The 26,269-nt window shown below is 42.1% G+C and carries 20 protein-coding genes; 12 read left to right on the top strand and 8 right to left on the bottom strand.

What is annotated here, in order from left to right; translation table 11 throughout:
• The first annotated feature begins 4 nt into the window (after positions 1 to 4).
• Together J3L18_RS04235 and J3L18_RS04230 are read left to right on the top strand one after the other, a co-directional pair.
• Positions 5 to 649 carry a DUF4412 domain-containing protein gene (locus tag J3L18_RS04235; protein WP_091162144.1) on the top strand — a complete coding sequence of 215 codons (645 nt, stop codon included), beginning with the start codon at positions 5 to 7 and terminating at the stop codon, positions 647 to 649.
• A gap of 70 nt (positions 650 to 719) precedes the next feature.
• Positions 720 to 2,591 (top strand): LTA synthase family protein, encoded by a 1,872-nt coding sequence (locus tag J3L18_RS04230; protein ID WP_129569670.1) that lies wholly within the window; start codon positions 720 to 722, stop codon positions 2,589 to 2,591.
• A gap of 114 nt (positions 2,592 to 2,705) precedes the next feature.
• Here J3L18_RS04230 and J3L18_RS04225 read toward each other — a convergent pair whose 3' ends face one another.
• From J3L18_RS04225 to J3L18_RS04210, 4 genes are read right to left on the bottom strand one after another with little or no spacing between them, the layout of a single operon-like run.
• Entirely contained in the window at positions 2,706 to 3,311 is a 606-nt protein-coding gene (locus J3L18_RS04225; protein WP_208102503.1) for a hypothetical protein, read from the bottom strand.
• A gap of 3 nt (positions 3,312 to 3,314) precedes the next feature.
• The gene (gene bioA / locus J3L18_RS04220) at positions 3,315 to 4,580 is read right to left on the bottom strand and encodes an adenosylmethionine--8-amino-7-oxononanoate transaminase (RefSeq protein ID WP_129569669.1); all 1,266 of its coding nucleotides are present in this window, start codon (positions 4,578 to 4,580) and stop codon (positions 3,315 to 3,317) included.
• Complete coding sequence (locus J3L18_RS04215) at positions 4,577 to 5,017, bottom strand: NUDIX domain-containing protein (RefSeq protein WP_091162137.1); 441 nt, start codon at positions 5,015 to 5,017, stop codon at positions 4,577 to 4,579. Before J3L18_RS04215 ends, bioA begins: the two co-directional genes overlap by 4 nt.
• A complete protein-coding gene (locus J3L18_RS04210; protein WP_091162900.1) occupies positions 5,017 to 5,991 on the bottom strand; it encodes a cation diffusion facilitator family transporter in 975 nt (324 codons plus the stop codon). Before J3L18_RS04210 ends, J3L18_RS04215 begins: the two co-directional genes overlap by 1 nt.
• A 93-nt stretch (positions 5,992 to 6,084) precedes the next feature.
• Between J3L18_RS04210 and J3L18_RS04205 the strand changes: the two genes are divergently transcribed.
• Complete coding sequence (locus J3L18_RS04205; protein WP_189549242.1) at positions 6,085 to 7,278, top strand: pyridoxal phosphate-dependent aminotransferase; 1,194 nt, start codon at positions 6,085 to 6,087, stop codon at positions 7,276 to 7,278.
• Between the two features lie 165 nt (positions 7,279 to 7,443).
• Here the strand turns inward: J3L18_RS04205 and J3L18_RS04200 are convergent, their stop codons facing one another.
• From J3L18_RS04200 to J3L18_RS04185, 4 genes are all read right to left on the bottom strand, one after another.
• Positions 7,444 to 8,016: a hypothetical protein gene (locus J3L18_RS04200; RefSeq protein ID WP_090526363.1), complete on the bottom strand. Its 573-nt coding sequence runs from the start codon at positions 8,014 to 8,016 to the stop codon at positions 7,444 to 7,446.
• Positions 8,017 to 8,417: 401 nt separating this feature from the next.
• The gene (locus J3L18_RS04195) at positions 8,418 to 11,594 is read right to left on the bottom strand and encodes an efflux RND transporter permease subunit (RefSeq protein ID WP_129569668.1); all 3,177 of its coding nucleotides are present in this window, start codon (positions 11,592 to 11,594) and stop codon (positions 8,418 to 8,420) included.
• 74 nt (positions 11,595 to 11,668) lie between these two features.
• Positions 11,669 to 12,844 carry an efflux RND transporter periplasmic adaptor subunit gene (locus tag J3L18_RS04190; RefSeq protein WP_129569667.1) on the bottom strand — a complete coding sequence of 392 codons (1,176 nt, stop codon included), beginning with the start codon at positions 12,842 to 12,844 and terminating at the stop codon, positions 11,669 to 11,671.
• A gap of 54 nt (positions 12,845 to 12,898) precedes the next feature.
• On the bottom strand, positions 12,899 to 14,251 hold the full coding sequence (locus J3L18_RS04185) for a TolC family protein (protein ID WP_129569666.1): 1,353 nt from the start codon (positions 14,249 to 14,251) through the stop codon (positions 12,899 to 12,901).
• Positions 14,252 to 14,624: 373 nt separating this feature from the next.
• Between J3L18_RS04185 and spt the strand changes: the two genes are divergently transcribed.
• From spt to J3L18_RS04140, 9 genes are all read left to right on the top strand, one after another.
• The gene (spt, locus tag J3L18_RS04180; RefSeq protein ID WP_090526354.1) at positions 14,625 to 15,833 is read left to right on the top strand and encodes a serine palmitoyltransferase; all 1,209 of its coding nucleotides are present in this window, start codon (positions 14,625 to 14,627) and stop codon (positions 15,831 to 15,833) included.
• A 104-nt stretch (positions 15,834 to 15,937) separates the two neighbouring features.
• Complete coding sequence (locus tag J3L18_RS04175) at positions 15,938 to 17,056, top strand: GNAT family N-acetyltransferase (RefSeq protein WP_129569665.1); 1,119 nt, start codon at positions 15,938 to 15,940, stop codon at positions 17,054 to 17,056.
• Positions 17,053 to 18,039 carry an NAD-dependent epimerase/dehydratase family protein gene (locus J3L18_RS04170; RefSeq protein WP_129569664.1) on the top strand — a complete coding sequence of 329 codons (987 nt, stop codon included), beginning with the start codon at positions 17,053 to 17,055 and terminating at the stop codon, positions 18,037 to 18,039. The genes J3L18_RS04175 and J3L18_RS04170 overlap by 4 nt, the downstream gene beginning before the upstream one ends.
• 33 nt (positions 18,040 to 18,072) lie before the next feature.
• Positions 18,073 to 19,395: an inositol-3-phosphate synthase gene (locus J3L18_RS04165; protein ID WP_090526349.1), complete on the top strand. Its 1,323-nt coding sequence runs from the start codon at positions 18,073 to 18,075 to the stop codon at positions 19,393 to 19,395.
• 607 nt (positions 19,396 to 20,002) lie between these two features.
• Positions 20,003 to 22,567, top strand: coding sequence for a DUF5686 family protein (locus J3L18_RS04160; protein ID WP_129569663.1), 2,565 nt, complete (start codon positions 20,003 to 20,005; stop codon positions 22,565 to 22,567).
• 31 nt (positions 22,568 to 22,598) lie between these two features.
• On the top strand, positions 22,599 to 23,339 hold the full coding sequence (locus J3L18_RS04155) for a CDP-alcohol phosphatidyltransferase family protein (RefSeq protein ID WP_129569662.1): 741 nt from the start codon (positions 22,599 to 22,601) through the stop codon (positions 23,337 to 23,339).
• Between the two features lie 261 nt (positions 23,340 to 23,600).
• Positions 23,601 to 24,224, top strand: a complete 624-nt coding sequence (locus J3L18_RS04150; protein WP_091162123.1) for a sterol desaturase family protein — start codon at positions 23,601 to 23,603, stop codon at positions 24,222 to 24,224.
• 2 nt (positions 24,225 to 24,226) lie between these two features.
• Complete coding sequence (locus J3L18_RS04145; protein ID WP_129569661.1) at positions 24,227 to 25,162, top strand: phosphatase PAP2 family protein; 936 nt, start codon at positions 24,227 to 24,229, stop codon at positions 25,160 to 25,162.
• Between the two features lie 282 nt (positions 25,163 to 25,444).
• Positions 25,445 to 26,206: a hypothetical protein gene (locus tag J3L18_RS04140; RefSeq protein WP_129569660.1), complete on the top strand. Its 762-nt coding sequence runs from the start codon at positions 25,445 to 25,447 to the stop codon at positions 26,204 to 26,206.
• The last annotated feature ends 63 nt before the right edge of the window (positions 26,207 to 26,269 follow it).

Below are 26,269 nucleotides of genomic sequence, written 5' to 3'. Positions count from 1 at the left end.
AAACATGAACATTAAAATTTTCAATGTTGCCTTAGGCCTTGCCCTTACCGCAACAGCTATCAGCGCAAACGCCCAAAAAGCTTACAAAGAGGGCGTGGTAACTATTTCAACAGCTATGCAGGGGCAACAGGTTGAAGCTAAAAGTTATTTCCGCGCCGATTCGGCCGCTATGCAATTTACTACAGGGCCCGCTACCATAAAAATATTAACCGATGCCGATGGTAAATCATTAGTTGTAATGGTTGATGTACCTGTTGCGTCTATCAAGAAAGCTGCGGTTGCTACTCCTGATGAGGTTGACCAGGCTATGGCTTCATTACCAACTCTTACCTTTGCTCCCGGTACCGAAACTAAAGTTATTTCGGGTTTTAACTGCAAAAAAGTGGTAGCTACAGATGCAAAAGCCAATAAAACTTATGATATCTGGGTAACTAATGATGTTACTGTACCTGTAACTGCTATTGCTAAATACTACCGCGCTGTTGGTGGTTTCCCGGTACAATACACCTCATTTTCACAAGGTCAAAGCACCGAGGTTACTGTTAAAAGTATTACCGAACAAAAAAACCCTGCCGGTACATTCGGGATCCCTGCTGATTTTGAAAAGATCACCCTGGATGACCTGAAAGCTATGAGCGGCGGCAGATAATCGAATATTTCATTAACAATTCATTAAAGGTTCCTTAACATTGTGGCAAAATACTATTTTTGTTACCCCAATGTTAAAGAACCTTTTTAGCTTTTTCAGATTCTTCATCTTTTGGATCGCTTTTTTCGCAATTACGAGAGCGACATTTGAGATCTATTTTCTGCACAAGCTGGATCACGCCCGCATCGGGGAAATCCTTCAAACGTTTTTCTGGGGCTTAAGGCTTGACATATCGGCAACAGCATATATCTGTATCATTCCCATCCTTGTATTTGCCATCAACTGGTTTATCCCAAAGGTTAGAATAAAACCCATCTGGCTAAAAGTATATGTTTGGTTTTGCTTGTTCTGCATTTCGTTGAATACGGTACTTAACTTTAATATTTTCCGTGAATGGGGCACCAAAGTTAGTTTCAGGGTGTTTACTTCGTTTTATCACGCACCTTCAGAAGCAATCGCATCAAGTGGATCATCGCCGGTTGGTAAATGTATTTTTATCGGGATTGCCTTACTGGCCACCGGTATAATGCTATCTCATCTCATCATCAATTATCAGTTTAAAAAGCCTGATGTCCGGCCAAGCCTTAAAGTTTCGCTTACTACACTGCTGCTTTTTGTAAACTTTGTGATGATGCGCGGCGGTTTGCAAGCTAAGCCGGTAAGCCAGAACTCTGCTTATTTCTCCGAAAAGCAAATCCTCAACCAGAGTGCCCTCAACACCGAGTGGAACCTGTTCAATAACGTATTTGAAAATTTGCGCCCGCTTTACAATCCCTATCTATACGACCGCCCGGATGAGGCCGCAAAAACCGTTGAAGAATTATATAATGTTAAAGGCAATTCAACAGAACAAATCCTGACTATCAGCCGCCCAAACATAGTAATCATCCAAATGGAAAGCTATACAGCCGACGTGATAGAATCATTAGGAGGAGATAAAGGCGTAGCGCCAAACTTTGAAAAGTTCATTAAAAACGGACTGTTCTTTAACAACATTTATGCCTCAGGCGATCGTACCGACAAGGGTATTGTAGCCCTCCTGAGTGGCTTCCCGTCACAGGCAATCCGTACCATAATCAGCGATACGCTTAAACATAAAAAACTTCCGGCTTTATCTGCATCGTTTAAAGATGCAGGCTATGAAACCGCTTATTTTTATGGTGGCAAAAGTAATTATATGAATTTTGATAAGTTCATGACTTCACATAATATCGATCATATTATCGACGAGGCCAGCTTTGATAACAGCCATATAAAAACACAATGGGGTGTTTATGACGATGACCTGCTTACCCGAAACCTGCAATATTTGGCCCGTCAAAAACAGCCGTTCTTTAACTATGTACAAACATCATCCAATCATGAGCCTTTTGTACTACCTGTTAAGCACCATTTTAATGATGACGCTGATGTAAGTAATAAATTCAGAAGCACAGCCTATTTTACCGATTCATGCCTGAACGCTTATTTTGATCAGGCCAGAAAACAACCCTGGTATAAAAACACACTGTTTATCCTGGTGGCCGATCACGGTCACCGCCTGCCGCGTAATACAGCCGAGGCTTACGACCCGGCTAAATACCATATACCTCTTTTGTTTTTCGGCGATGTGATCAAGCCCGAATATCGTGGTAAAAAAAACAGTAAACTGGGCGGACAAACAGACCTCGCAGCTACCCTGCTGGCTCAGTTAGGTATGCCACATAATCAGTTTAAGTGGTCGAAAGATCTCTTGAATCCCAATAGTAAAGAGTTTGCTTTTTTTGATTGGGATAACGGGTTCGGTTTTATGCAGCCGGGGCAGGCTGTTTCATATGATAACGCCGGCCGCACCATGATCTATAACAGCAAACCAAATGCTGATAAAAATGCTACTGAAGCGGCGCTTGCTTGTGGTAAAGCCTATTTGCAGCAGGTGTTTACGGAGTATATGGGGTATTAAGGTTTATTCATGTCATTGCGAGGAGGAACGACGAAGCAATCTCGTAGCTATACAGAGCCGCTCAGCTTCAGTGCGATTGCCGCGCTACGCTCGCAATGACATATTTTTTATTCCTTACAAAGCCAATTCTTTACCCAACTGCTCAAGCCATTGATTAAACAGTTTGGTTTCAAATTCAACAGCTTTTTGAGCGTGCAGTTCCCAATCGGGCGAGAAATGCTGCAGTTGGTTGATCATCTCTTCCAAGTGGCCTTCTTCCTCTAAAATGATCGATTTTACGTTTACTTTGCTACCTGCTTCGTCAAGGGCATCCTGGTAAATTGGATAAAGTTCATCGGCACGTACCTCAATAGCGTAGGTAACCAACAGGTAAGCTGCAAAACGGAGCTCAGCGCCTTTCAGGTTCAGCTCACTTTTTAAATAACGGCAAACATCCACATCCAACTGATTTAAATAATACTTGCTTGAGCCCGGGGCCAGCAGGTATTCGGCAGCGTAGGTTGGTAACGTTACACCCGTTTTTTCCAGTTGCTTTTTAAGATAGAAGGCATGACGGTGCTCTTCGGCAGCGTGCTTTAATATAATGTAAGTAACCGTAAGCGGGTCTTCACTGGCCGAAATCTTGCGTGCGCCGGTATTTTCCATTAACGATAATGTGTTTAACCAGCGCGAATGAAGTTCGTTATCGGCTATTATAGTAGGTAGTATTTTGTTCAGCATAATTTATAATTCTTCAAGAGCCTGCTCAATTTTGCTGTAAACATAACTGAGTTGCTCATTAGTAATGCAATATGGCGGTAAAATATAAATAACGTTTCCAAGGGGGCGCAATATGATCCCCGCGGATAAAAAATAATGGTACAGCTTATCCCTGAGCGAACTGAAGTATGAGGTATTATCGCCGGTTTCCCACTCCATGGCCAGTATAGTGCCTGTTTGCCTCACGGTTTTTATTTTAGGGTGATTGCGGATCTTATCGGCAAAGGCAGTATGAGCGGCTTTGATCCTGGCAATATTCTCTGCCGTTTCGGGTTGTTGAAACAGATCCAGGCTGGCCAATGCCGAAGCACATGCTATCGGGTTGGCCGTAAACGAATGCCCGTGGAAAAGGGTTTTCAACTTATCATCCGATAAAAAGGCATCATAAATTTGCTGCGTACAGGTAGTTAAGCCCAGCGCCATCGTGCCGCCTGTAAGTCCTTTGGAGAAACACATGATATCCGGCTCGACATTTACATGATTCGTGGCGAAAGGTTTGCCTGTACGCCCGAAGCCGGTGAAAACTTCATCGGCAATCAGCATCACTTCTTCCTCACGGCAGTGGGCCATCAATTCATTCAAATACTCAGCCTCATACATGATCATCCCTGCCGAGCCCTGCACCAATGGTTCAAAAACAAAGCAGGCCGTCTGAGATTTGAGATCTGAGATCTGAGATTTGAGGCTTTCTATATTTTCTGCGTTGGGTATATCGATAAACTCTACCTCGAATAGTAAGCTGTCAAAAGCTTTAGTGAATGCACTGCGGCCGCTTACGGCCATAGCCCCGAATGTATCGCCATGATACGCGTTATTAAACGCGACGATCTTAGTGCGCTGATCGCCTTTATTAAGCCAGTATTGCAGGCACATTTTTATAGCTACCTCAACAGCGGTTGAACCGTTATCTGAGTAAAAAGCTTTTTTTTGGTTGGCCGGCAAAATTGCTAACAGCCGTTCCGCCAATTCAACGGCGCCTTCATGGGTAAAACCTGCAAATATCACATGTTCCAGTTTGTGAAGCTGCTCTGATACCTTTTGGGCAATATAAGGATGTGCATGCCCGTGAATGTTTACCCACCATGACGATACTGCATCAATGTACTGTTTTCCTTCTTCATCAAATAACAGTGCCCCTTCGCCGCGTACAATACCTACAGGCGGCTGCGCGGTTTTCATTTGGGTATAGGGGTGCCATATTACTTTTAAATCCCTTTCGGTAAGGTTCATAGTTCGTTCTGCAAAAGTTCAACCACACGTTTATCTGTCGGAAATTCAAAGTCGGCCACACTAAGCGCGGTAAGCGGCACCCATCTAAAAGCCTGCAACACCTCTCCTTCCCCATCAAAATCAAAGGCAACAGCCTTTATATTCAAATTAACCGGGGTGATGCTTCGCACTAAATAATATACACTGATAACCTGGGAGTTGTTAAATGCCGATTTTACGGCAAAATCAGTGGTGTAAAAATGGCCTACAACTTCTATCTCAATATTACACTCTTCCATAAACTCGCGTTTAAGCCCGTCAATCAGGCCCTCGCCAAGTTCCAGACCTCCGCCCGGGAACTTTGAAAAACGCACACCGTATTCCTGTTCATCGCTTATGAGCAATTCATCATCATCGTTCAGCAGCAGACCGTAAACCCTTACATTAAAGTATTCCATTATTCAAAGTGTTTTTTATTACGTACAACCTTTTCCATTGTCCAGGCTATTGTTTCGTTTTTTGCTTCCGACCGGATAGGGCAATTGGGCATACTGCAGTAGTGGCAGCAATTGGGTACACAAGGGTCAGCATGAATAAAAAGCTCCGTTTTTATGCCCATATCGTTATTTATCATCTTATCAACCAAGGATATTTCAGTATGTACTGTATTCAGATCAAAATAGTTGGGCAGCGTCATGTGACAGTCGATATGCAGCTCATGTCCATATTTCTGCGCGCGCAAATTGTGTACATCTATCCAGGCCTCACGGCGTTTTTCACTTAAAACGTTCACGATCCCGGTCACTACCTGAAAATCTGCCTCATCCATTAATCCTCCTACCGATTTACGCACCAATTTGTAACTACTGTACACTATATATAAACCAACCAATATAGATAATGCACTATCGAGCCATAAAATCCTGGTAAATTCAATTAACAATAAACCTACCACCAGGCCTACGCTGGTAACGGTATCGGCCAGCAAATGACGACCGTCGGCATCAAGGGTGATGGAACGAAGCTCTTTGCCCTTACGGATCATATAATAACCCAGCACGCCATTAATGGCTCCGGTTGCCGCTATAATAATAGCACCGGTAAACAGGTCATGGATAATGTTGGGAAAGAAAAAGCTGTAAACCGATTTTACAATGATGATGCACCCGGCAATGCCGATAAGTGATCCTTCTATAAAAACCGAAAAAAACTCCACCTTGCCGTGGCCGTAAGGGTGGTTTTCATCTCGTGGCAGGGCCGAGAGGTAGATACTGTAAAAGGCAAATGAGCTTGCAATTACATTTACAATACTTTCGGCGGCATCGGTAAGTACAAAATTGGAGGCTGTTAAAAAGTAGGCGCCAAATTTCGCCAGCATCAGCACAATCCCCGTTATAAGCGAAATTAAAATGATCCTTTTTTGTTGATTCAAAGCAAGGGTGGTATTAGGCCGCAAATTTAAAAAATAACAAGCGTAAGTAGCAGTAAAGTTATTTTCTATATTTGCCGCGATAACATAATTTATATGAGCGCATTAAGTACCCGGATACAAAACCTGTCCGAATCTGCAACGATTAAAATGGCCAAACTGGGCCGTGAACTTGCCGCTAAAGGTGTCGACGTGATCAGCCTTAGCTTTGGTGAACCTGATTTTCATACCCCTGAACACATCAAGGAAGCCGCCAAGCAGGCCATGGACAAGAACTTTACCTACTACACACCAGTAGCAGGCTACCCTGAACTTCGTAAAGCCGTAGTTGCCAAGCTGAAGAACGAGAACAATCTTGATTATGATGCTGCCGACATAGTTGTTTCAACAGGTGCCAAGCAGGCTATCGCTAACGCGGTATTGTGTTTGGTTAACCCAGGCGAAGAAGTAATTATCCCTACTCCTTACTGGGTTTCATACAGTGAAGTAGTTAAATTGGCCGAAGGTAAAAGCGTTTTCATTAACACTACCGTTGATACTAACTTCAAAATCACCCCCGAGCAATTAGAGGCAGCCATTACTCCTAATACCAAGTTGTTCATGTTTTCATCGCCATGTAACCCTACCGGCAGTGTTTACACTAAAGATGAGCTGGAAGGTTTGGCTAAAGTATTCGAAAAACATCCACAAGTTTACATCCTGAGCGACGAGATCTACGAACACATCAACTTTGTTGACAAACACGAGTCTATCGCGCAGTTTGACTATATCAAAGATCGTGTGGTGATCATCAACGGCTGGTCGAAAGCCTTTGCCATGACCGGCTGGCGTATTGGTTACACAGCCAGCACTAAAGAACTTGCTGCTGCTTTTGATAAGATGCAGGGACAGGTAACTTCCGGTACCTGTTCAATCACTCAGCGTGCCGGCATAGCCGCTTACGAAGGTGGTTTGGAAAGCGTGCTTGAAATGCGCGCCGCATTCAAAAAACGCCGGGATATTGTTTATAAATTGCTGAGCGAAATAGAAGGCATTAAAGTAAACCTGCCAGATGGAGCGTTCTACTTTTTCCCTAACGTTACTTCGTTCTTTGGTAAAAGCTACAATGGCCGCGTGATCAATGACTCTGACGACTTGAGCCTTTACCTGCTTGAAGAAGGCCACGTAGCTACCGTGGGCGGCGATTCATTCGGTGATCCTTCTTCAATCCGTTTATCATATGCCGCGGCCGAAGACAAACTGATTGAGGCTATGAGAAGGTTAAAAGAAGCGTTGGGTAAATTGGCATAATAAACTGAAACTTGATTTTTAGGATTTGAGGATTATCAGGATATTAATTGTCTGCACCGCAAAATCAATCCTATAAATCCGGTAAATCCCCGCAAATCCCGGTTCAGAAATAAAAAATCCGCTTGCTGTTGGCAAGCGGATTTTTTTGTTTAAGTATATTAAAAATTACAATCCAAATCCATAAGCTAAACGTAAGCCAACCAGGCCATAGTTATTGCTTTGTCCCGAGAAGTTTTCATAACGCACACCAATATCCCATGATTTGGTGGCGTAACCTAAGCCAGGAGAAAGGATAAGTTTAGTATTCTTTTCACCCCCCGCAATTGGTGGGTGAACTTCAAAACCGGCACCCACTTCGCCTGCGAAATAAAAGCCATCGCCAACAAAAGCTTTAATACCGGCTTTTACCGGAATTATGCCTAAAGACCTGCCTTTAACTGTAACTGTAGTTGTTGACGTAGAGTTGGAAAATGATGAAGTATAGGTTTTACCAAAAAAATTGTAATAACCCGAGGTAAGTGTAAGGGCTAAATCATTACTTACACCATATTGCAAACGAGCAGTACCGCCTAACTCAAATTTTGAAATGTCGTGAGCGTTACCTGTTGGGATACCTGCTTCCAGGCCTACCCCAAAGCGTAGTGCGTTCGCTGGTGTAGTTTGAGCTTTAACATTTGTTCCGATGAAGATAGCCACCGCAGTAAACGCCGAAGCTATCATTTTAGTCATTGTTTTCATAGTTGTGTTTTTTAGTCAAATTCTACAATGTTGATTTTTTTAATTTTCCATTGTATTAACTCCTCCTTAACAAATACTTTGCCATTATTGGCATCATTCACTATCCAGGATATTATTTAAACTAATAAAACAACCGCGTTTAATCCAATCACACACGGCTTAATAATTGAAAATCAATATTATTTAATGCGATGAGGTCAATACAAAATAATGACCGTTTAATATACTTTATGATGAATAGTTTTATTAAAAACTGCCCTGCATAAGCATCAAAAGTGTCTACTAACACCTAATTTCGAGCGCATAAATGGTTAAATAGCCAGGTGTAGCAGTATACCAAACCTGTCGGAAAGTAAAAAAGAGAGACTTGCGCCTCTCTTTTTACAAAACTTTAACAATTATTATACCTCCGGTCCGTGCTTTTTAGGATCATAATTTTTTTCAAGCTCGGCAAGTTTTTCCTTACCGTAAGCCATTTTAGTGATCAGGTAAAATAAAACCGGTACTATAAATATAGCCAATGATGTAGCAGTAAGCATTCCCCCAAACACCGTCCAGCCTATGGTTTTACGGGCTTCAGCACCGGCGCCCGATGCAACCATCAACGGACCTACACCTAATATAAATGCCATCGACGTCATGATGATTGGCCTTAAACGTAGCCGGACAGCCTCGAGCGTAGCTTTTTCCAATTCCATGCCTGCGTCTACACGTTCCTTGGCAAACTCTACGATCAGGATGGCGTTTTTGGCCGCCAAACCAATCAGCGTTATCAAACCAATTTGTGCATAAACGTTGTTAGTAAGATCAGGCCAGAAAGTAAGGAACAATATGGCACCAAATGCACCCAGGGGCACTGACAATAACACAGAGAACGGTACCGACCAGCTTTCATACAAAGCAGCCAGGAACAGGAACACGAATCCTATTGACAGTGCAAATATATATACCGTTTTTGACCCGGATAATAACTCCTCACGGCTCAGGCCCGAAAACTCGTAACCGTAACCTTGCGGCAATACCTGCGCGGCTGTCTCTTTCAAAGCGGTAATAGCATCACCACTACTATATCCCGGCTTGGTACTACCGTTAATCTCGGCCGAACGGAACAGGTTATAGTGCGATATCAACGGTGAGTTTTCAATTACCTTATATGATGTAAGTGTGCTCAATGGCACCATGGCTCCTGATGAATTACGCACAAAATACTGTCCTATGTTTTGCACATTGGTACGATAACTGGTATCGGCCTGGGCTACTACCCTGAAGTTACGACCATAAATGGTAAAGTCGTTGATATAGGTACTACCCAAATAGGTTTGCAGCGCATTGTTCACGTCAGATATCGCTACACCAAGCTTTTTAGATTTCTCTCTGTCTATCGTTAACTGGTAAGCAGGCGTACTGGCAGTAAAGAACGAGAAGGCCCTTGCTATCTCTTTACGCTGATTAATTGCGCCAAGGAACGTTCGGAGCGTTTTCTCAAATACCTTAATGTCGCCACCTGCCTGTTTCTCCTCTAATATAAACGAGAAACCTCCTGTACTACCCAACCCCGGAATTGCCGGTGGCTGGATCACCACAACATTGGCTTCCTTATACTTACCGAGCTTTTGGTTTAACCGTGCAACAAGCGCTGTTATCTGCTGCGACTTTTCTTTACGTTCATCCCAAGGTTTCAACTGCACGAATATGGTTGCACTATTTGATTTACTTGCAAAGCTGATGGCATTCAAACCACCCAGCGCCGCGTAATGAGCTATTTCCGGTACGCTATCAAGCGTTCTCATCATGTTGTGCAACACATCAACAGTACGGCCGGTTGCTGAAGCCTCGGGCAAATCAAAAGTAATATACACACGACCATCATCTTCCAGCGGGATAAAACCAGATGGTTTACTTCTGAATAAAAGTATCGTCCCTACAATGATACACACCAGCAGAATGATAATGTATCTTGAGTTTTTAATGCTTTTATCAACTGTGTTTCGATATTTACCGGTTACGCGGGTAAACCAGGTATTGAATTTAAAGAAAAACTTATTTAAGCCACGAGAGCTTTCATCTATCTTATGCGGCCTTAATATCAACGTACACAATGCAGGTGTTAATGATAGCGCAACAAAAGCTGATATCAATACAGATATGGCAATGGTGATGGCAAACTGTTGATACAATCGCCCTACTATACCCGGCACAAAGCCTACCGGCACAAACACTGCTGCCAGGATCAACGCAATGGCTATTACGGGGGCCGAGATATCGGCCATAGCGTGCTGTGTGGCTTCTTTAGGTGTCATACCCTCCTCATCCATATAATGCTGTACAGCCTCAACCACCACAATAGCATCATCCACCACAATACCAATGGCCAGTACGAAACCAAACAACGTTAACGTATTGATAGTAAAGTTGAGCGGAATAAAGAAAATGAACGTACCAATAATTGATACCGGAATAGCCAGTACCGGAATGAGGGTTGTGCGCCAGCTTTGTAAAAACAGGAATACTACAATAATAACCAGTACAAGTGCAATAACCAGCGTTTCGATAACCTCGCTTACCGAAACCTTTACCACGGTTATGGCCTCAAAAGGAACTACGTAATCTATATCTTTAGGAAAGCTCTTTTTAAGCTCATTCATCGTAGCGTATACATTATCGGCAGTTTCAAGCGAGTTACTGTTCGGGGCCTGGTACACCAGCAGATAAGATGCCCTTTTACCATCAACAAATGAGTTACCTGAGTAGTTGAATTTACCCAGCTCAATCCTGGCAACATCTTTTAAGTGTACTATGCCCCCATTGTTAGGCTGGGTTTTAACAACCACATTACCAAATTCTTCCGGCTTCTCTAAACGGCCTTTTACAATAACCGAATACTCAAATGTCTGTCCTTTTAACTGAGGTGTAGCACCTACAGTACCGGCGGCAACCTGCGCGTTTTGCTCCTGCAGGGCACTGGTTACATCGGCAGCGCTCATACCTAACGCAGCAAGTTTATCCGGGTTAAGCCAGATGCGCATACTAAAATCATCGGCACGTGTAACAACGTCACCTACTCCTTTGGTACGCAAAATAGCATCCTTTATAAATACGTTGGTGTAGTTATCAGTAAAAGTGACATCATGGGTGCCTTTAGGACTAAACATGGCCACAAGCATCAGGATACTTGGGTTACGTTTACGTACTACCATACCCAAACGCTGTACCTCCTGCGGTAAAGTTGGTAAAGCAATACCTACACGGTTTTGCACATCGAGGGCTGCAATGTTAATATCAGTACCAACATCAAAGTTAACCGTCATGCTCATTTGCCCGTTGCTGCTGCTGTTACTTTGCAGGTAGGTCATACCCGGTACGCCGTTTACCTGCACCTCAACAGGTGTAGCTACCGTTTGCTCAACTGTTAACGCATCAGCACCGACATAGTTACCGCTAACTGACACGGTTGGAGGTGTAATATCAGGGTACTGGCCTATAGGCAGGCTGGATATTGACAGGATGCCCACTATTAATATTACCAGGGATATTACAATGGCGGTAACCGGTCGTTTTATAAAAGTATCTGCGATCATTCTTTCTCTATATTAAGTTTTCCAGGGTAGATGCGCCCCTTCTTCGGCTTAAAATTTTTCCTGTTGATATAAATTTATTTTTTGGGTGCTGCTCCGGCCGGCGCGGCTGTTCCGGTAGTGACCCTGCCACCATCGCGCAAACGCTGAAAACCGTCGGTAATCACTTTATCACCTTGTTTTATGCCATCCATTATCACTACGTCGCTGTTAATACGCGGCCCTAATTTCACCTTCACCTGTTTTGCTATCGTATCGCGCCTGTCTTTAACTGTTTTATCAGCTGCGGTATCTTTAACAACAGTATCTCTTGTTGCGAAAACAAAAAACTCACCCATTTGCTCAGTTACTGCTTTGTAAGGGATTTGTACCCGCTGGCCCGATTGGCTGTTCAGCACCTGCAAAACACAGCTCATGCCATCCTTAAGCACGTCATCCTCGTTCGGAAACTGGATCCTTACCCTAATGCTGCCGGTTTGATTGCTAACGCCCCTGTCAATCGCCAGTACTTTACCTGTCTTGTTGTATTTGCTTCCGTCGGGTAGCACCAGTTTAAAGGTACTGTCGGTACTTGATTTTTGAAGACCATAAAAGCGGTTGATGTCCTGCTCATTGATTACCACATCAACACCTATAGGGTGCTCGGCCGATATAGTGTTCATCAATGTGGTACCTGCTGCTACCTGTGTTCCAAGCCTCACTTGCGAGATCCCTATTCGCCCCGTAAAAGGCGCGGTAATGGTGGCATATGATAAATCGGTACGGGCCGACTCAAGCGCGGCTTTGGCTACCGCAACCTGGCTTTTATTAGTTTCGTAGGTAGCCTGTGCCTGATCAACTGTCTGACGGGCAATCGCATCGCTCTTAAGCAGCATGTTATACCTGTCAATGTCTTTTTGCGCTTTAACCAAATTGGCTTCGGCGCTTAGCACATTAGCTTTAGCCTGGTCAAAAGCAGCCTGGTATTTGCGTTTATCTATTTCATACAATACTTTGCCTTTTTGAACAACATCACCCTCTTTAAAAAATATACCCGTTACAAAACCCGGTACCTGGCTGCGCAGTTCGACAGTGTTCACCGAAACCACAATACCCTGGTATTTATCATAGTATACTGCTTCGGCTGTTTTAGCGTCGGCAAGGTATACTGGGGTTGGGGGCATGGCCGCCGACCCGCCCTTTTGAGGTTTACCGCATGATGCCCATGTTAAAAGTGCTGCAGGGGCTAACCAATATATATATGTATGTTTCATGTAGAATAGGTTGTTCGTGTGTTGCTGTAGTTTTTATTTTTTTATGACGATATCTTATGGTTGCTGAACAGGCAGGATTCCAAGAGCCCTCTGCAGGTCAATTTTGCTGCTGAGTAAATTGAACAGGGCATTATAATAGCTCAGTTCGGCAGTACGCAGATCTGCCTGCGATACAATTACGTCGAGGTAAGTTTTTACTCCCTCGCGGTATTGCAGGCTTACCACCTTATATACATCTTTTGCAAGTGTTACATTTTCGCGAATGAGCTGGTAGCTGGTATAATTGCTTTTATATGCCGCCAGTGCCTGGGTATATTCCGTATAAATACTATTTTTTGTATTGATCAGGTCCAGGTCGGTACGTTCAACCTGCAGCCTGGCTTTAGCGAGGTTTTGCAGGCGCTTCGTCCCCTGGAAAATAGGTACAGCCAGCGTTAAGCCAACATAACCTGTAGGGAAAGACTTATTATACAAATCACCTAAATCATGACTGAAGTATGCATGCTGGTAACTCCCTACCGCCGATAATGAAGGCAAAAACCCAAAGCGGTAGTAATTTACGTTGAGATTATTGAGTGCCTTTGTTGTTTCAAGCAAACGGTATTCGATCCGGTTATTTACATTGAGCGATTGTAAAGTATCAATACTGGCCTCCTGCTCATACCGGCTCGAATCATAAGAAAGGCTTAACGGTGTAGCCGCCCCTACGCCCATGATCCGTTTTAATAAAGCCGTTTTACTTTTGATGGCTTCTTCGGTTTGTTTACGGGTAGCCAATGAATTATTTAAAGCGATGGTTGCCTGCTTATAATCCGTAGGATCGGATACACCGGCAGTATACCTGCTTTTGGCATCCTTCAGGCTTCTTTGCAACCTGATGATGTCCTCATTAGTAATGTCAAGTTGCTTGCCGGATAGTAAAACATCAAAAAAAGCTTTGCTTACATCACTTACTACATCAATCTGGCTGCTCAAGGTGTTCTGCTTATAGTACTCGCGCGAATATCTTTTCGCCCTTGAAGCAAGAAATACATCGTTGTTATATAGTACCTGCGATGCCGTAACGCCCAGGGTTGAAAGGTTACGGATACTGCCCGCGTTGCTGGGGATGTTAGCACCGGAGGCACCAGCCTGAGGGCTGCCCTTATAGTAATAATTATAAAGGCCCGAGCCGTTCACCTGCGGCAGCCAGGCCGACAGGCCAATTCTAATATCACGCTCATTGATCTGTTCATCAATGGAAGCCTGCCTTACTGTTGGTTGGTTACGCAAGGCAAAGTCAATAGCCTGTTTGAGGGAAACCGATCCGCTTATACTATCAGCGGCAGTTTGGGCATAACTATTGCTATGTAAATTCAATGTTAAATTAAGTACAAGAAGCGCCAAAAAGTACTTGTGTTTTTTCATAGGGTAGCTATAAATAACAATGTATATCAGGCAAAAATTATAAGAAAAAATTTTATAATTAGTGCAGGATTGTTATGGGGAATGCGAATATGTAATTAATATTACTAATTTAAAATCACGAACAAGAATTTTACGTAAAAAAATTACAAAAACACGGGATAGTATCAGCTTTTTGGGCTTTTGACAAAAAAATGAAAATAATAGGCTCGATATAAACAAAAAAATTAATTAATTTGCCGTGTAAGAATTTGTGTGCTTCTTAAGTAGTATTGATACGTTAATAGGCATTATTTTAAAAAAATTTACACACACCGTATAAGTTATATGCTTATTCATGGTATTTTTACACAAAATTTAAGCAGAGTTAATATACATGGTTAAAAAACTACATGGGAAAATCGCTCAGTTTCAAGTAGCAAATATGCTGCGTGAACGGGGGTTATATCCTTATTTCAGGCCTATTGAGTCTGCACAAGACACTGAGGTAATTATTGACAACAAGCGGGTATTAATGTTTGGTTCTAACTCATACTTAGGCCTTACCAATCATCCAAAAATCAAAGAAGCTTCAAAAAAAGCAATTGACAAATATGGCACAGGCTGTGCCGGTTCACGTTTTTTGAACGGTACACTTGATATCCACATTGAGCTTGAAAACAGGCTTGCTAACTATGTAGGCAAAGAAGCTACTGTTTTATTCAGCACAGGTTACCAGGTTAACCTTGGTGTACTTTCGTGCGTTACCGGCAGGAATGATTATATCATACTTGATGAGTATGACCATGCCTGTATCATTGACGGCAGCCGCCTGTCGTTTTCAAAAGTGATCAAGTACGCTCATAACGATATGGCCGATTTGGAGCGCAAATTAAGCATACTTCCTGAAGATGCCGTGAAGATTATCGCTGTTGACGGTATTTTCAGCATGGAAGGCGATATTGTTAAATTGCCTAAGATTGTTGAGCTTGCCGATACTTACGGTGCCAATATCATGGTTGATGATGCCCACAGCCTTGGTGTAATTGGTGATAAGGGTGCAGGTACCGCCTCACACTTTAACCTTACCAATGAAGTTGACCTGATCATGGGTACCTTCAGTAAATCATTAGCCTCGTTAGGTGGTTTCATCGCCAGCGATCAGGACACTATTGATTATATCAAACACCGCGCACGTTCATTGATGTTTAGCGCAAGTATGCCTCCGGGCTCTGTAGCCAGCGTAATTGCAGCATTAGATATCATTGAATCAGAACCGGAGCGTATCGAGAAATTATGGGATAACACCAATTATGCCATGAAACTTTTGCTGGAAGAAGGCTTTGACCTTGGCCCTACCGAAAGCCCTATTTTGCCGATCTACGTTCGTGATAACGAAAAAACTTTCGCGGTTACCAAACACCTGCAAGCTTCAGGTGTATTTGTTAACCCGGTTGTATCCCCTGCCGTTCCTTCCGATTCGTCACTGCTTCGTTTCTCATTGATGGCTACCCATACCTTTGAGCAAATTGACGAAGCCGTTGAAAAACTGTCAAAAGCCTTTAAAGAAGTTGGTGTAACCGCTTCTGTTAAAGAAAAAATATAATGAAGAAACCTGAGGTGCATTTAGCTGCTTTTTTATTAAAGTAAGCTAAATGCACTTTTTATTTTAAAGCATACCAATTTGCTTTATTCAATCATTTACCACACATGATTACAATAGTAACGGTTAAATCAAAAAAAGAACTGGCTTCATTTATTGATTTCCCGCATGACCTGTACAAGGACGATCCTTACTATGTTCCGGAGTTGTTTATTGCCCAAAGGGACCTCTTAACCAAACATCCCTTCCATAAACACAATACCGTACAACCCTTTTTAGCTTATGATGGCGATAAAATTGTTGGCCGGATAGCCGCGATCCTTAATAACGGGCATAACGAATACAGCCATGTTAACGATGGCTTTTTTGGCTTTTTTGATTGTATTAACGACACGGCAATATCTAACCTGCTTTTTGAAACCGTTACCAAATGGCTTAAAGAAAAAGGCGTTACCGGTAAACTGTTAGGCCCTACCAACTTTTCAACAAATGAGCCCTGTGGCTTATTAATAAAGGGATTTGATAGTTCACCATTCCTGATGAACACCTACAATTTTGCGTATTATGCCGACCTGGTTGAGCATTTTGGCTTTAAAAAAGATGTTGACCTGATTGGATGGCATTGGGAAGGACAAGCCTATGATGACAAATCGGTAAGGTTATTAAACGCGCTTGAAGATCGGTTAAAACGCAATGATATCATTATCCGCAAGATCAACCTTAAAAATTTTAAGGAAGAGGCTGCAAAACTTCGCGACGTTTATAACTCGGCCTGGGACAAAAACACCGGTTTTGTGCCGCTTACCAATGAAGAATATGATTACCTGGCCAAAGATCTTAAACTGATCCTTGATCCTGATTTTGCTATTGTTGCCGAGCAACGTGGCAAGATAGTTGCATTTGGCCTGGCCCTGCCCGATTATAACGATATCTTCAAAAAAATAAAACGCGGCCGCTTGTTGCCCACCGGCATTTTCAAATTATTGTTCGGCAAAAAAAGCATCACCGGCATCCGCATTTATGCCCTCGGCGTTATTGAAGATTACCGCAAAATGGGCATTGAAGCCTGCTTATACGGCACCATTATAAGGGAATATAAGGCCAAGGGTTATAAACATGCCGAAGCCGGCTGGACACTGGAGAACAACGATATGATGAACCGTGCCATTGAAGCTATAAAAGGCGACCCGTATAAAAAATACAGGTTATATCAAAAAGCGATATGAGGGAACGGGTTTTAATAACCGGTGCAAGCGGATTTGTTGGATATCATTTAATTGAAGAAGCCCTGCAAAACAACCTGGAGGTTTTTATAGCTGTACGTAAAAGCAGCAAAATTGATCACCTAAAGGAATTAGACATTCAATATATCTACCCCGAATTTAACAATAAAGAAACATTAAAGAAGCAACTGGCAGAAATAAAACCCGATTATATCATCCACGCGGCAGGTGTAACCAGCGCCCGCTCCGAGGCCGAATATAACCGGATCAATGCTACATATACCCATAACCTGGCTTCGGCGGCTTATGAAGCTTGCCCTGATTTAAAAAAGTTTGTACTTATTGGCAGCCTGGCTTCAGTTGGGCCGCTTAACACGCTAACCGGCACCATAACCGAATCAACCCCTCCGCGTCCTGTTACAGCATACGGCAGGAGCAAATTGCTTGCCGAAGAAAAATTAAAAACGGTAAACGGCTTGAATTATACTATCCTAAGGCCAACCGCGGTTTACGGACCGAGGGACACCGGCATATTTATATTTTTCAAACAGATAGTGAAGGGCATTGAGCCCTATATAGGCAAGGCGCAGCAAAAGCTCAGCTTTATATATGTTAAAGACCTGGCCAAAGCAAGTATCAAGGCCTTATACGGTGGCAATAACAAGACATATAATCTGAGCGATGGTAATTTTTATAACCGTTACGAGTTAGGCACCATCACCAAAGATGTGTTAATGCTAAAAACGCTAAAGTTTCATCTGCCTGTAAATTTTGTTAAAATGATTGCAGCAGTATCTGAAAAAATAAGTTCTTTGAGCAACAAAGCTGCGGTGCTGAATATTGAAAAGCTTAATGAACTGACCGCCATTAACTGGAATTGCGATATTGAAGCAGCTAAATCCGACTTGGGTTTTTATCCTTTATACAATCTGCAAAACGGCATGGCCGAAACGCTAAAATGGTATAAAGCCAACAAATGGCTTTAGCCGATTAATTTGAAATAAATAATAGTAACATAAATGAAAATCAACATTACACCTGCTAAAGGTAAGCTTGGCATCCTGATCCCCGGGTTAGGCGCTGTAGCAACTACCTTAATTGCCGGCGTAGAGGCCGTTAAAAAAGGCATCTCGCAGCCAATTGGCTCCCTTACTCAAATGGGCCACATACGTTTAGGAAAAAGGACCGAAAACCGTAACCCGAAAATTAAAGAATTTGTTCCTTTAGCCGATTTAAACGACATCGTATTTGGCGGTTGGGATGTTTATGAAGATAACGTATTTGAAGCTGCATCAAACGCACAGGTACTGGAAGCAGGACTTTTACATTCGGTTAAAGCCGAATTGGAAGCTATAAAGCCAATGAAAGCAGCGTTTGATAAAAACTACGCTAAAAACCTTGATGGCACCCACGTTAAAACCGGAACCAGGCTTGAGCTTGCCGAGCAGGTAATGGAAGATATCAAAAACTTTAAAGAGGCTAATGGTCTTGACAGGGTTGTGTTGGTATGGTGTGGTTCAACCGAGATCTACTACGAAGCATCAGCTGTACACCAGTCATTAGCAGCTTTTGAAGAAGGTTTGAAGAATGACGACAAGCTGATCGCTCCAAGTATGATCTATGCTTACGCGGCTTTAAAATTAGGTGTTCCTTTTGCTAACGGCGCCCCTAACTTAACAGTTGATATCCCTGCATTAATCGAACTGGCTAAATTAACCAAAACTCCAATTGCAGGTAAAGATTTCAAAACAGGTCAAACTTTAATGAAAACAGTATTGGCCCCAGGTTTGGCAGCACGTTCATTAGGTGTACACGGTTGGTTCTCGACCAACATTTTGGGTAACCGCGATGGCTGGGTTCTTGACGATCCGGATAACTTCAAAACTAAAGAAGTATCAAAACTGGGTGTATTGGAAGATATCTTCAAACCGGAAGATAACCAGGAACTTTATGGTAACATCTACCACAAAATCCGTATCAACTATTACCCTCCGCATGGTGATAACAAAGAGAGCTGGGATAACATCGATATTTTTGGCTGGTTAGGCTACAAAATGCAGATTAAGATCAACTTCCTTTGCCGCGACTCGATCCTTGCTGCCCCTATCGCGCTTGATTTGGCTATCTTCTGCGATCTGGCTAAACGTGCCGGCATGAGCGGTATCCAGGAGTGGTTGTCATTCTACTTGAAATCGCCTCAAACAGCACCAGGCCTACATGCAGAAAACGACATCTTTAAACAACTGATCAAATTGGAGAATACCCTTCGTTACCTGATGGGCGAAGACCTGATCACCCACCTTGGTTTGGATTACTATGACGACATGTTCGCGACCGAATAATCGTTAAATTACCAAATACCGTCAAAACAGCCGTAAGCAGTTGAACCCCTGCTTCACGGCTGTTTTGTTTTTGTGAGGTAAAAAAATCCAGGGGCGGGTAACATTCCTTTATCAGCATTAGTCTTATTAGCGCCAAGTATAAATTGTTAAATAATGTTATTTGGATAGCCCGGCACCCTTTCAGTCGGCAACAAAACCCCTGATTATATTTGATTACCAGATGATTATAAAATAAACAATATAGTAAACCGAAAAGTAACGAGCATACTAATGGCTGCTCAAAGCCGTTGTTTGGGTTATTATGGCTAAGGTAATATAATACAGTAAATAGCTGTAAACAATATTTGACTTTTTGACCACATTAGTCTGTAGTGATTTTTTTTACCTTTGGCCTGTTAATTGTAAACTCCGTAATAACCATCTGCCGGGAGTGTACAAAGCAAGGTAAGTGAGGAAAGATTGGGTGGCAGAACAACGAAAAACATACAGGGGCGGACATAATTAATCTGCCAGGAATATTTGAATAATTAATACATACCTCTTTATCCAATAATAACAGTATTGAGCCGAAAAAAGAAGTTTGTATTTGCACAATTGCACAAAGTACATGGATTGTAAAAAATTTTATAAAAGCTTATTTTTCTTAATACTGTTCTTTTCTGCTTCGGCATTATATGCGCAGCAAACGGTAATAACGGGTACTGTTACCGATGCAGGTAACAAACAAACCCTGCCTTCTGTTAGTATTTCTTTCACGGGCACCACTACCGGTACCACTACAGATGTTAATGGCAAATATCGCCTGGCTACAAACAATCAGCAATACAAACAAATCAAAATTTCATTTTTAGGTTATAAAGACGCTTTTTTAGCTGTTGTTCCCGGTAAAGAGCAGGTTATAAATGTAAAAATGTTCCCGGCTTCGCAACAACTTAACGAAGTTGTGGTAAAATCGGGCAAAAAACCTAAATACCGTAATAAAGATAACCCCGCTGTTGAGCTGATCCGTAAGGTTATCGAAAATAAAGAAAAGAACCGTCCCGAAGCGTACAACTATGTTGAATACAAGGAGTATGATAAAATGATGTTTGCGTTGAGCAATGTATCAGCCCAATTCTCGGACAGGAAATTTTTCCGTAAGTATAAGTTCATTTTAGATAATAGGGATAGTACATTGGTACCCGGCAAATCGTTATTGCCTATTTACCTTGATGAAAAATTGCAGCAAGTTTATTATCGTAAAAACCCCGAAAAAACAAGGGAAAACATAACTGGCCAAAAAAGTGTAAACTTTGGCCCTGGTATTGATAATGAAGGCCTTACCCAATACTTTAAACACCTGTACAACAAAGTTGATATTTACACCAACAACGTATTTTTGATAACCAGCCAGTTCCTGAGCCCAATCTCTGATAACTCGCCAAACTATTACAAATATTTTATTGCGGATACTGTTCTTGATGAGCACAATAACAAGCTTGTTAAACTTGATTTTACGCCGCGCAACAGTACCGACGTACTTTTTGAGGGTAGCATATACATAACGCTCGATGGCAACTACGCTGTTCAAAAGTGTGATTTAACTATCAACAAGCATATCAATATCAACTTCATCAGGTCGATGACCGTTAACCTGGAGTTTCAACAAAACCCGGATGGCCGCTATCACCTGAGCAAAAGCACTACCATTGCAGATTTTGGCGCATCCAAAAAAGATGCAAAGAGTGGTTTATTTGGTATCCGGGCTATAACCTACAGCAATTACGTGGTTAACAAACCCCGGCCGGATACAACCTACCAGGGATCAGAATATGCGGAATTAAGCGATGAAGTGAAGCATCGACCCGAATCATTCTGGCAGGAAAACAGGCCAGATACTTTAAGAACTGCCGAATCTAAAGTATACAAGAATATTGACAGCCTGCGCAATATGCCATCATTTAAGCGCACAGTTGATATAGCAACCCTTTTGCTTGCAGGTTACAAAGGCTTCGGCAAGTTTGAGTTAGGTCCGGCTAATACATTTTACAGCTTTAACCCTGTTGAGGGATTCCGTTTACGTGTAGGCGGCCGAACCACGCCAGACCTAAGCAAGCGTTACTATTTTGAAACTTATGCAGCTTATGGCTTTAAAGATGAGCGCTGGAAGTACTTTCTTAGCGCAACATACTCGCTTAACGATAAGTCCATCTACCGTTTCCCGCAAAATTACATTAGGGCAAGCTTTCAGCGTGATACCAAGATCCCCGGTGCGAACTTGCAGTTTGTACAGGAAGACAACTTTTTGTTATCGTTTAAACGTGGTGTAAACGACAAGTTCCTGTATAATGACTTTTACAGGTTTGATTATGTACACGAGCTGGAAAGCCACTTCTCTTACGCAGGTGGCTTTAAAAAATGGACACAAGAACCTGCAGGATCACTGTATTTTGACAACATCATTAACGATTTGCCAAACTCTATCCACCATTTAACTACTACCGAACTTACAGCAAGCGTACGCTGGGCACCGCATGAGCAGTTTTACCAGGGTAAAATCTACAGGATCCCTATTCCTAACAAATACCCCGCTTTTGAGCTTGATTATGCAGCTGGTATTAAAGGCTTTTTTAATGGCGAATACAACTACCAAAAGCTTGATTTCCGTGCTGATAAGCGCTTTTACTTTTCACAGTTAGGCTATGCGGATATCAATGTTTCGGCAGGTAAAATTTTTGGTTCGGTACCTTACCCGTTGTTAACTATACACAGGGCAAACCAAACCTATGCATACGATATAGACTCATACAACTTAATGAACTTTTTGGAGTTTGTGAGTGATAAATATGCAAGCTTCAGGATTGACCAGCATTTCAGCGGCTTCTTCTTCAACAAAATACCGTTGTTAAAGAAACTTAAATGGCGCGAAACCGCATCAGTAAAAGTATTATACGGTGGTTTGTCTGACCAAAATAATCCTTCAATACATCCGTCATTGTATCAATTGCCGGTTGGCGTTGATGGTGTACCAATTACTTACACATTAGGTAAAACACCTTACGTTGAAGGTAGTGTTGGTATCGAAAATATATTTAAATTTATACGCATAGATTTTGTAAGGCGCTTTAACTACCTTGACCAGCCAAACGTTGCCCAATGGGGGTTACGGACAAGGCTTAAATTTGACTTCTAATCATCGTACCTAAATAAGCAGAGAGAATAACATGGAACAGCAAACAACAACACTTAGGAGATCATTCAGAACCAACTTGCAATTAGGCATTTATAAGGTTATTGATCCGTTTGTGAAGATCCTTATAAAAATAGGTTTAACCCCCAATGCCGTAACTACTATAGGTTTTGTACTTAACGTAGGCGTTGCAGGGATATTTATTTTAGGTGCCGAAGAAGGTAACCGCGGCGATTTAACCTACGTAGGCTGGGCCGGCGGCCTCATCCTTTTTGCAGGCTTATTTGATATGCTTGACGGCCAGGTAGCCCGCTTAGGGAATATGAAATCAACCTTTGGTGCTTTGTACGATTCCGTACTTGATCGCTACAGCGAATTGATCATGTTTTTGGGTATTTGCTATTACCTGGTGGCGCACCACTACTTCCTGAGTTCGATAGCTGCCTTTATAGCGTTGATCGGCTCAATGATGGTTAGTTATGTACGTGCACGTGCCGAAGGTTTAGGGGTTGAAATTAAAGGCGGTTTAATGCAAAGACCTGAACGTGTAGTAACTATCGGCTTATGCGCAGCTTTATCGGGCATAGTAGCTCAGTACATCGGCGGTAACTATAAATTATTTGTTCCCGGCATCAAATTTCATGTATTTGAAACCATATCGATATTTACTATTCCGCTGGTAATACTTGCTGTTTTAACCAATATCACCGCTTTTAACAGGTTAAGAGAGGCTAAAAAAGCATTAATTAAACTGGAAGAGGAAGAAGGTAAGTAAGTTTATAGTTTTAAGTCAAAAGTCTTAAGCAAGGACGTTGAATTACTTCTCTTAAGGCTGCGAACTTTAGACTTAAAACTTTTGGCTTAAGACTTACCAACAAATATCATATCTTCGCAACAATAAAATAAAGGCATTTACACTTAGCAATATCTTTGCTAAAATTGCCTTTTGGTGATTAAAGGCCAGCCATTCTGAAAAATTTTAACATCCATAAACAGGCAGAGAAATAATAAAACATTTTAAAACCTGATTATAACAATGAAAAAGAAATATATATCCAACTCGCAGGAATCGGTGCGAATGTTTAAGAGCGACTTTTTAGAAGGCTTATCAAAGGTACATTATACCGTGCCCCTGTACATTTTTGTGCCTGTTATTGGATATTGCAGTTATAAATTCTTTGATTTAGGGTTAGACATATTAACCTACATAGGCCTGTTCATTTTCGGCCTCTTCATTTGGACCATCACCGAATACATTATGCACCGTTTTGTTTTTCACTATCAACCAAGTGAAAAACTGGAATGGGCGCAACGACTCCATTTTATTATGCATGGTGTGCATCATGATTACCCGAGCGATGCCAAACGTTTGGTATTGCCCCCGTCATTAAGTATTCCGCTGGCTACAGGCTTTTTCTTTTTGTTTAAATGGTTATTGCCTGTAAACTACATCTGGGGCTTTTTTCCGGGCTTTATTTTAGGCTACCTGTTTTATGACATATCTCACTATGCCATGCACCATTTTAACTTTAAAAGCGGCCTGTTCAAAAAAATAAAACAACACCATATGCTGCACCACTATCAGGATCCTGAAAAAGGTTATGGTGTGAGTTCACCTTTCTGGGATAAAATTTTCCGTTCAGATTTCTTAAAAAAATAGCAATGACCAATGCCAATACAGGCGTAACAGTAAATATCCGGTCGATAATTATTGTTTCGCTGCTTTCCATTGCTTACCTGGCGTTTTCAACTTTCCTTATTGGTTATAAACCAGACGAGCTTACGCTGGTAGTTATTTTCAATGTGCTGTTCTATGCGTCGGCAATAACCCGCAAGTTTATATTGGGCTTCACTATTTTCATAGTGTACTGGATTGTTTTTGATTACATGAAAGCCTTCCCCAATTATAACTACAACCCGGTACATATTGCCGAGCTCTATAATGCGGAGAAACACCTGTTCGGCATTCATTTTAATGGCAAGCTGCTTACACCCAACGAATACTGGCTGGCCAACAGCAACACTTTTATTGATGTGTTATCGGGCTTGTTTTATTTGTGCTGGATCCCTGTGCCGCTGGGCTTTGCCGCTTACCTGTTCTTCAAAAACAAAAAACAGTTCCTTAATTTTTCGTTAACGTTTGTTTTGGTGAATATCCTGGGCTTTATAGTTTACTACGCCTACCCTGCCGCACCACCCTGGTTTGTTCAATATCACGGATTTCATTTTATTCCCTTAACTATGGGCAATACGGCCGGCCTGGCCAGGTTTGACGCCTATTTTCATGCCGGGGTTTTTAAAGGGATTTATACAAAAGGATCAAACGTATTTGCTGCCATGCCGTCGCTGCATTCCTCATACCCGGTTATAGTGCTTTACTATGGCTTAAAAAACAAGCTGGGATTTGCTAATATCTTTTTTGCGGTGGTAACCGTTGGCATCTGGTTTACGGCGGTATATGCAAGCCACCATTACGTGCTTGACGTGTTAGCCGGTATCACTTGCGCGGTATCAGGTATTACGTTATACAACGTACTGTTAAAGCAATTTGCAGGTTTACGATCAGCGTTAAATAATTACGAACGGGTAATCTCTTAAGCAATCGCATAGCAAAATCTTTTTTTGTATACAATACTATGCATTAAAGCTGATGCTGTGGAATATGCGCAGGCAATTGTTAATTAATATTTCCAGGGTTATCCTCCTGAAAAACAGTTCATACTGTTCAAAAACGAACAAAAAGCCAAGCACCTTTCACAAACACCCATGGCGGTGATCTTAAACAGGCACGCTATTTGCGTAATTACAAGTAGATTATTGCATTTTCGAGTAATCTGTTATATGAAGAGACTTTTTACCTTACTTTTTTTTCTGACAGCCATGCTTAAATTATCAGCACACGCCAGTGAGCTTGATAGTCTTAAGCAAAAATTACAGGTTACCAGTGATTCGTTAAAAGGCCCTATCTATACCCAAATAGCTGCCCATTATTTAGGATACGATACCGTATCAACCCGGCGAATGAAATACTATTTCCAAACTGAGGCGCTTAATTACACTATGCTCGCCCTGCATAGCTATTCCACTTATAACGATACTTTAGGCTTGCGTACGAGCTTTAACGCGCTTGCAAAGGTTTATCGTTCGCAGCGTAAATTCAGCCAGGCCAAATGGTTCATTTTGCAATCGAACACCATATCGAGGCAAAGGAAGGATACGCTTAATATTATCAACTCGCTTATAGAGCTTGCAGCCATTAAAAGCGACATCAAAGACTATAAACTCAGTATGAAGGACCTGAACGATGCTTTAACCTTATCGCTCAAAACCCACGATCCTAAAAAAGAGTCGATAGTGCAGGTAGGTTTTGCCGAACTGTACCGGAAAATGAACGATTATGATAAAGCTGCAGTAGCCATTAAGCGCCATGAGTTTTTAGACGATAGCCTTAACCAGGTCACAGTTGACAGCATTGCCAAGGTAGCTGCTGCCGATTCGATCAAGATCAAAAAGCAGGATTCGGCGATAGCCAAAAAAAAAGTATTTACCAAAAACTCCAGGCGCAGGCCAATGCTAAGGTACGCCAGGCACATAACATCGTTATCATCCTCACAGTCACCACTATTATTCTCGTCGTTATAGCTATCATTATCATTTACAGGCGAAAGAAAACCGGTCGCTGGCGTTCTGCTATCAGGCGGCCTA

Origin of the sequence: Mucilaginibacter gossypii (genome assembly GCF_017569325.2) — a bacterium.
GTDB classification, from domain to species: Bacteria; Bacteroidota; Bacteroidia; order Sphingobacteriales; family Sphingobacteriaceae; genus Mucilaginibacter; species Mucilaginibacter gossypii.
The sequence above is the reverse complement of the archived record's forward strand: the minus strand, read 5'-3'. Positions and strand labels throughout refer to the sequence as shown.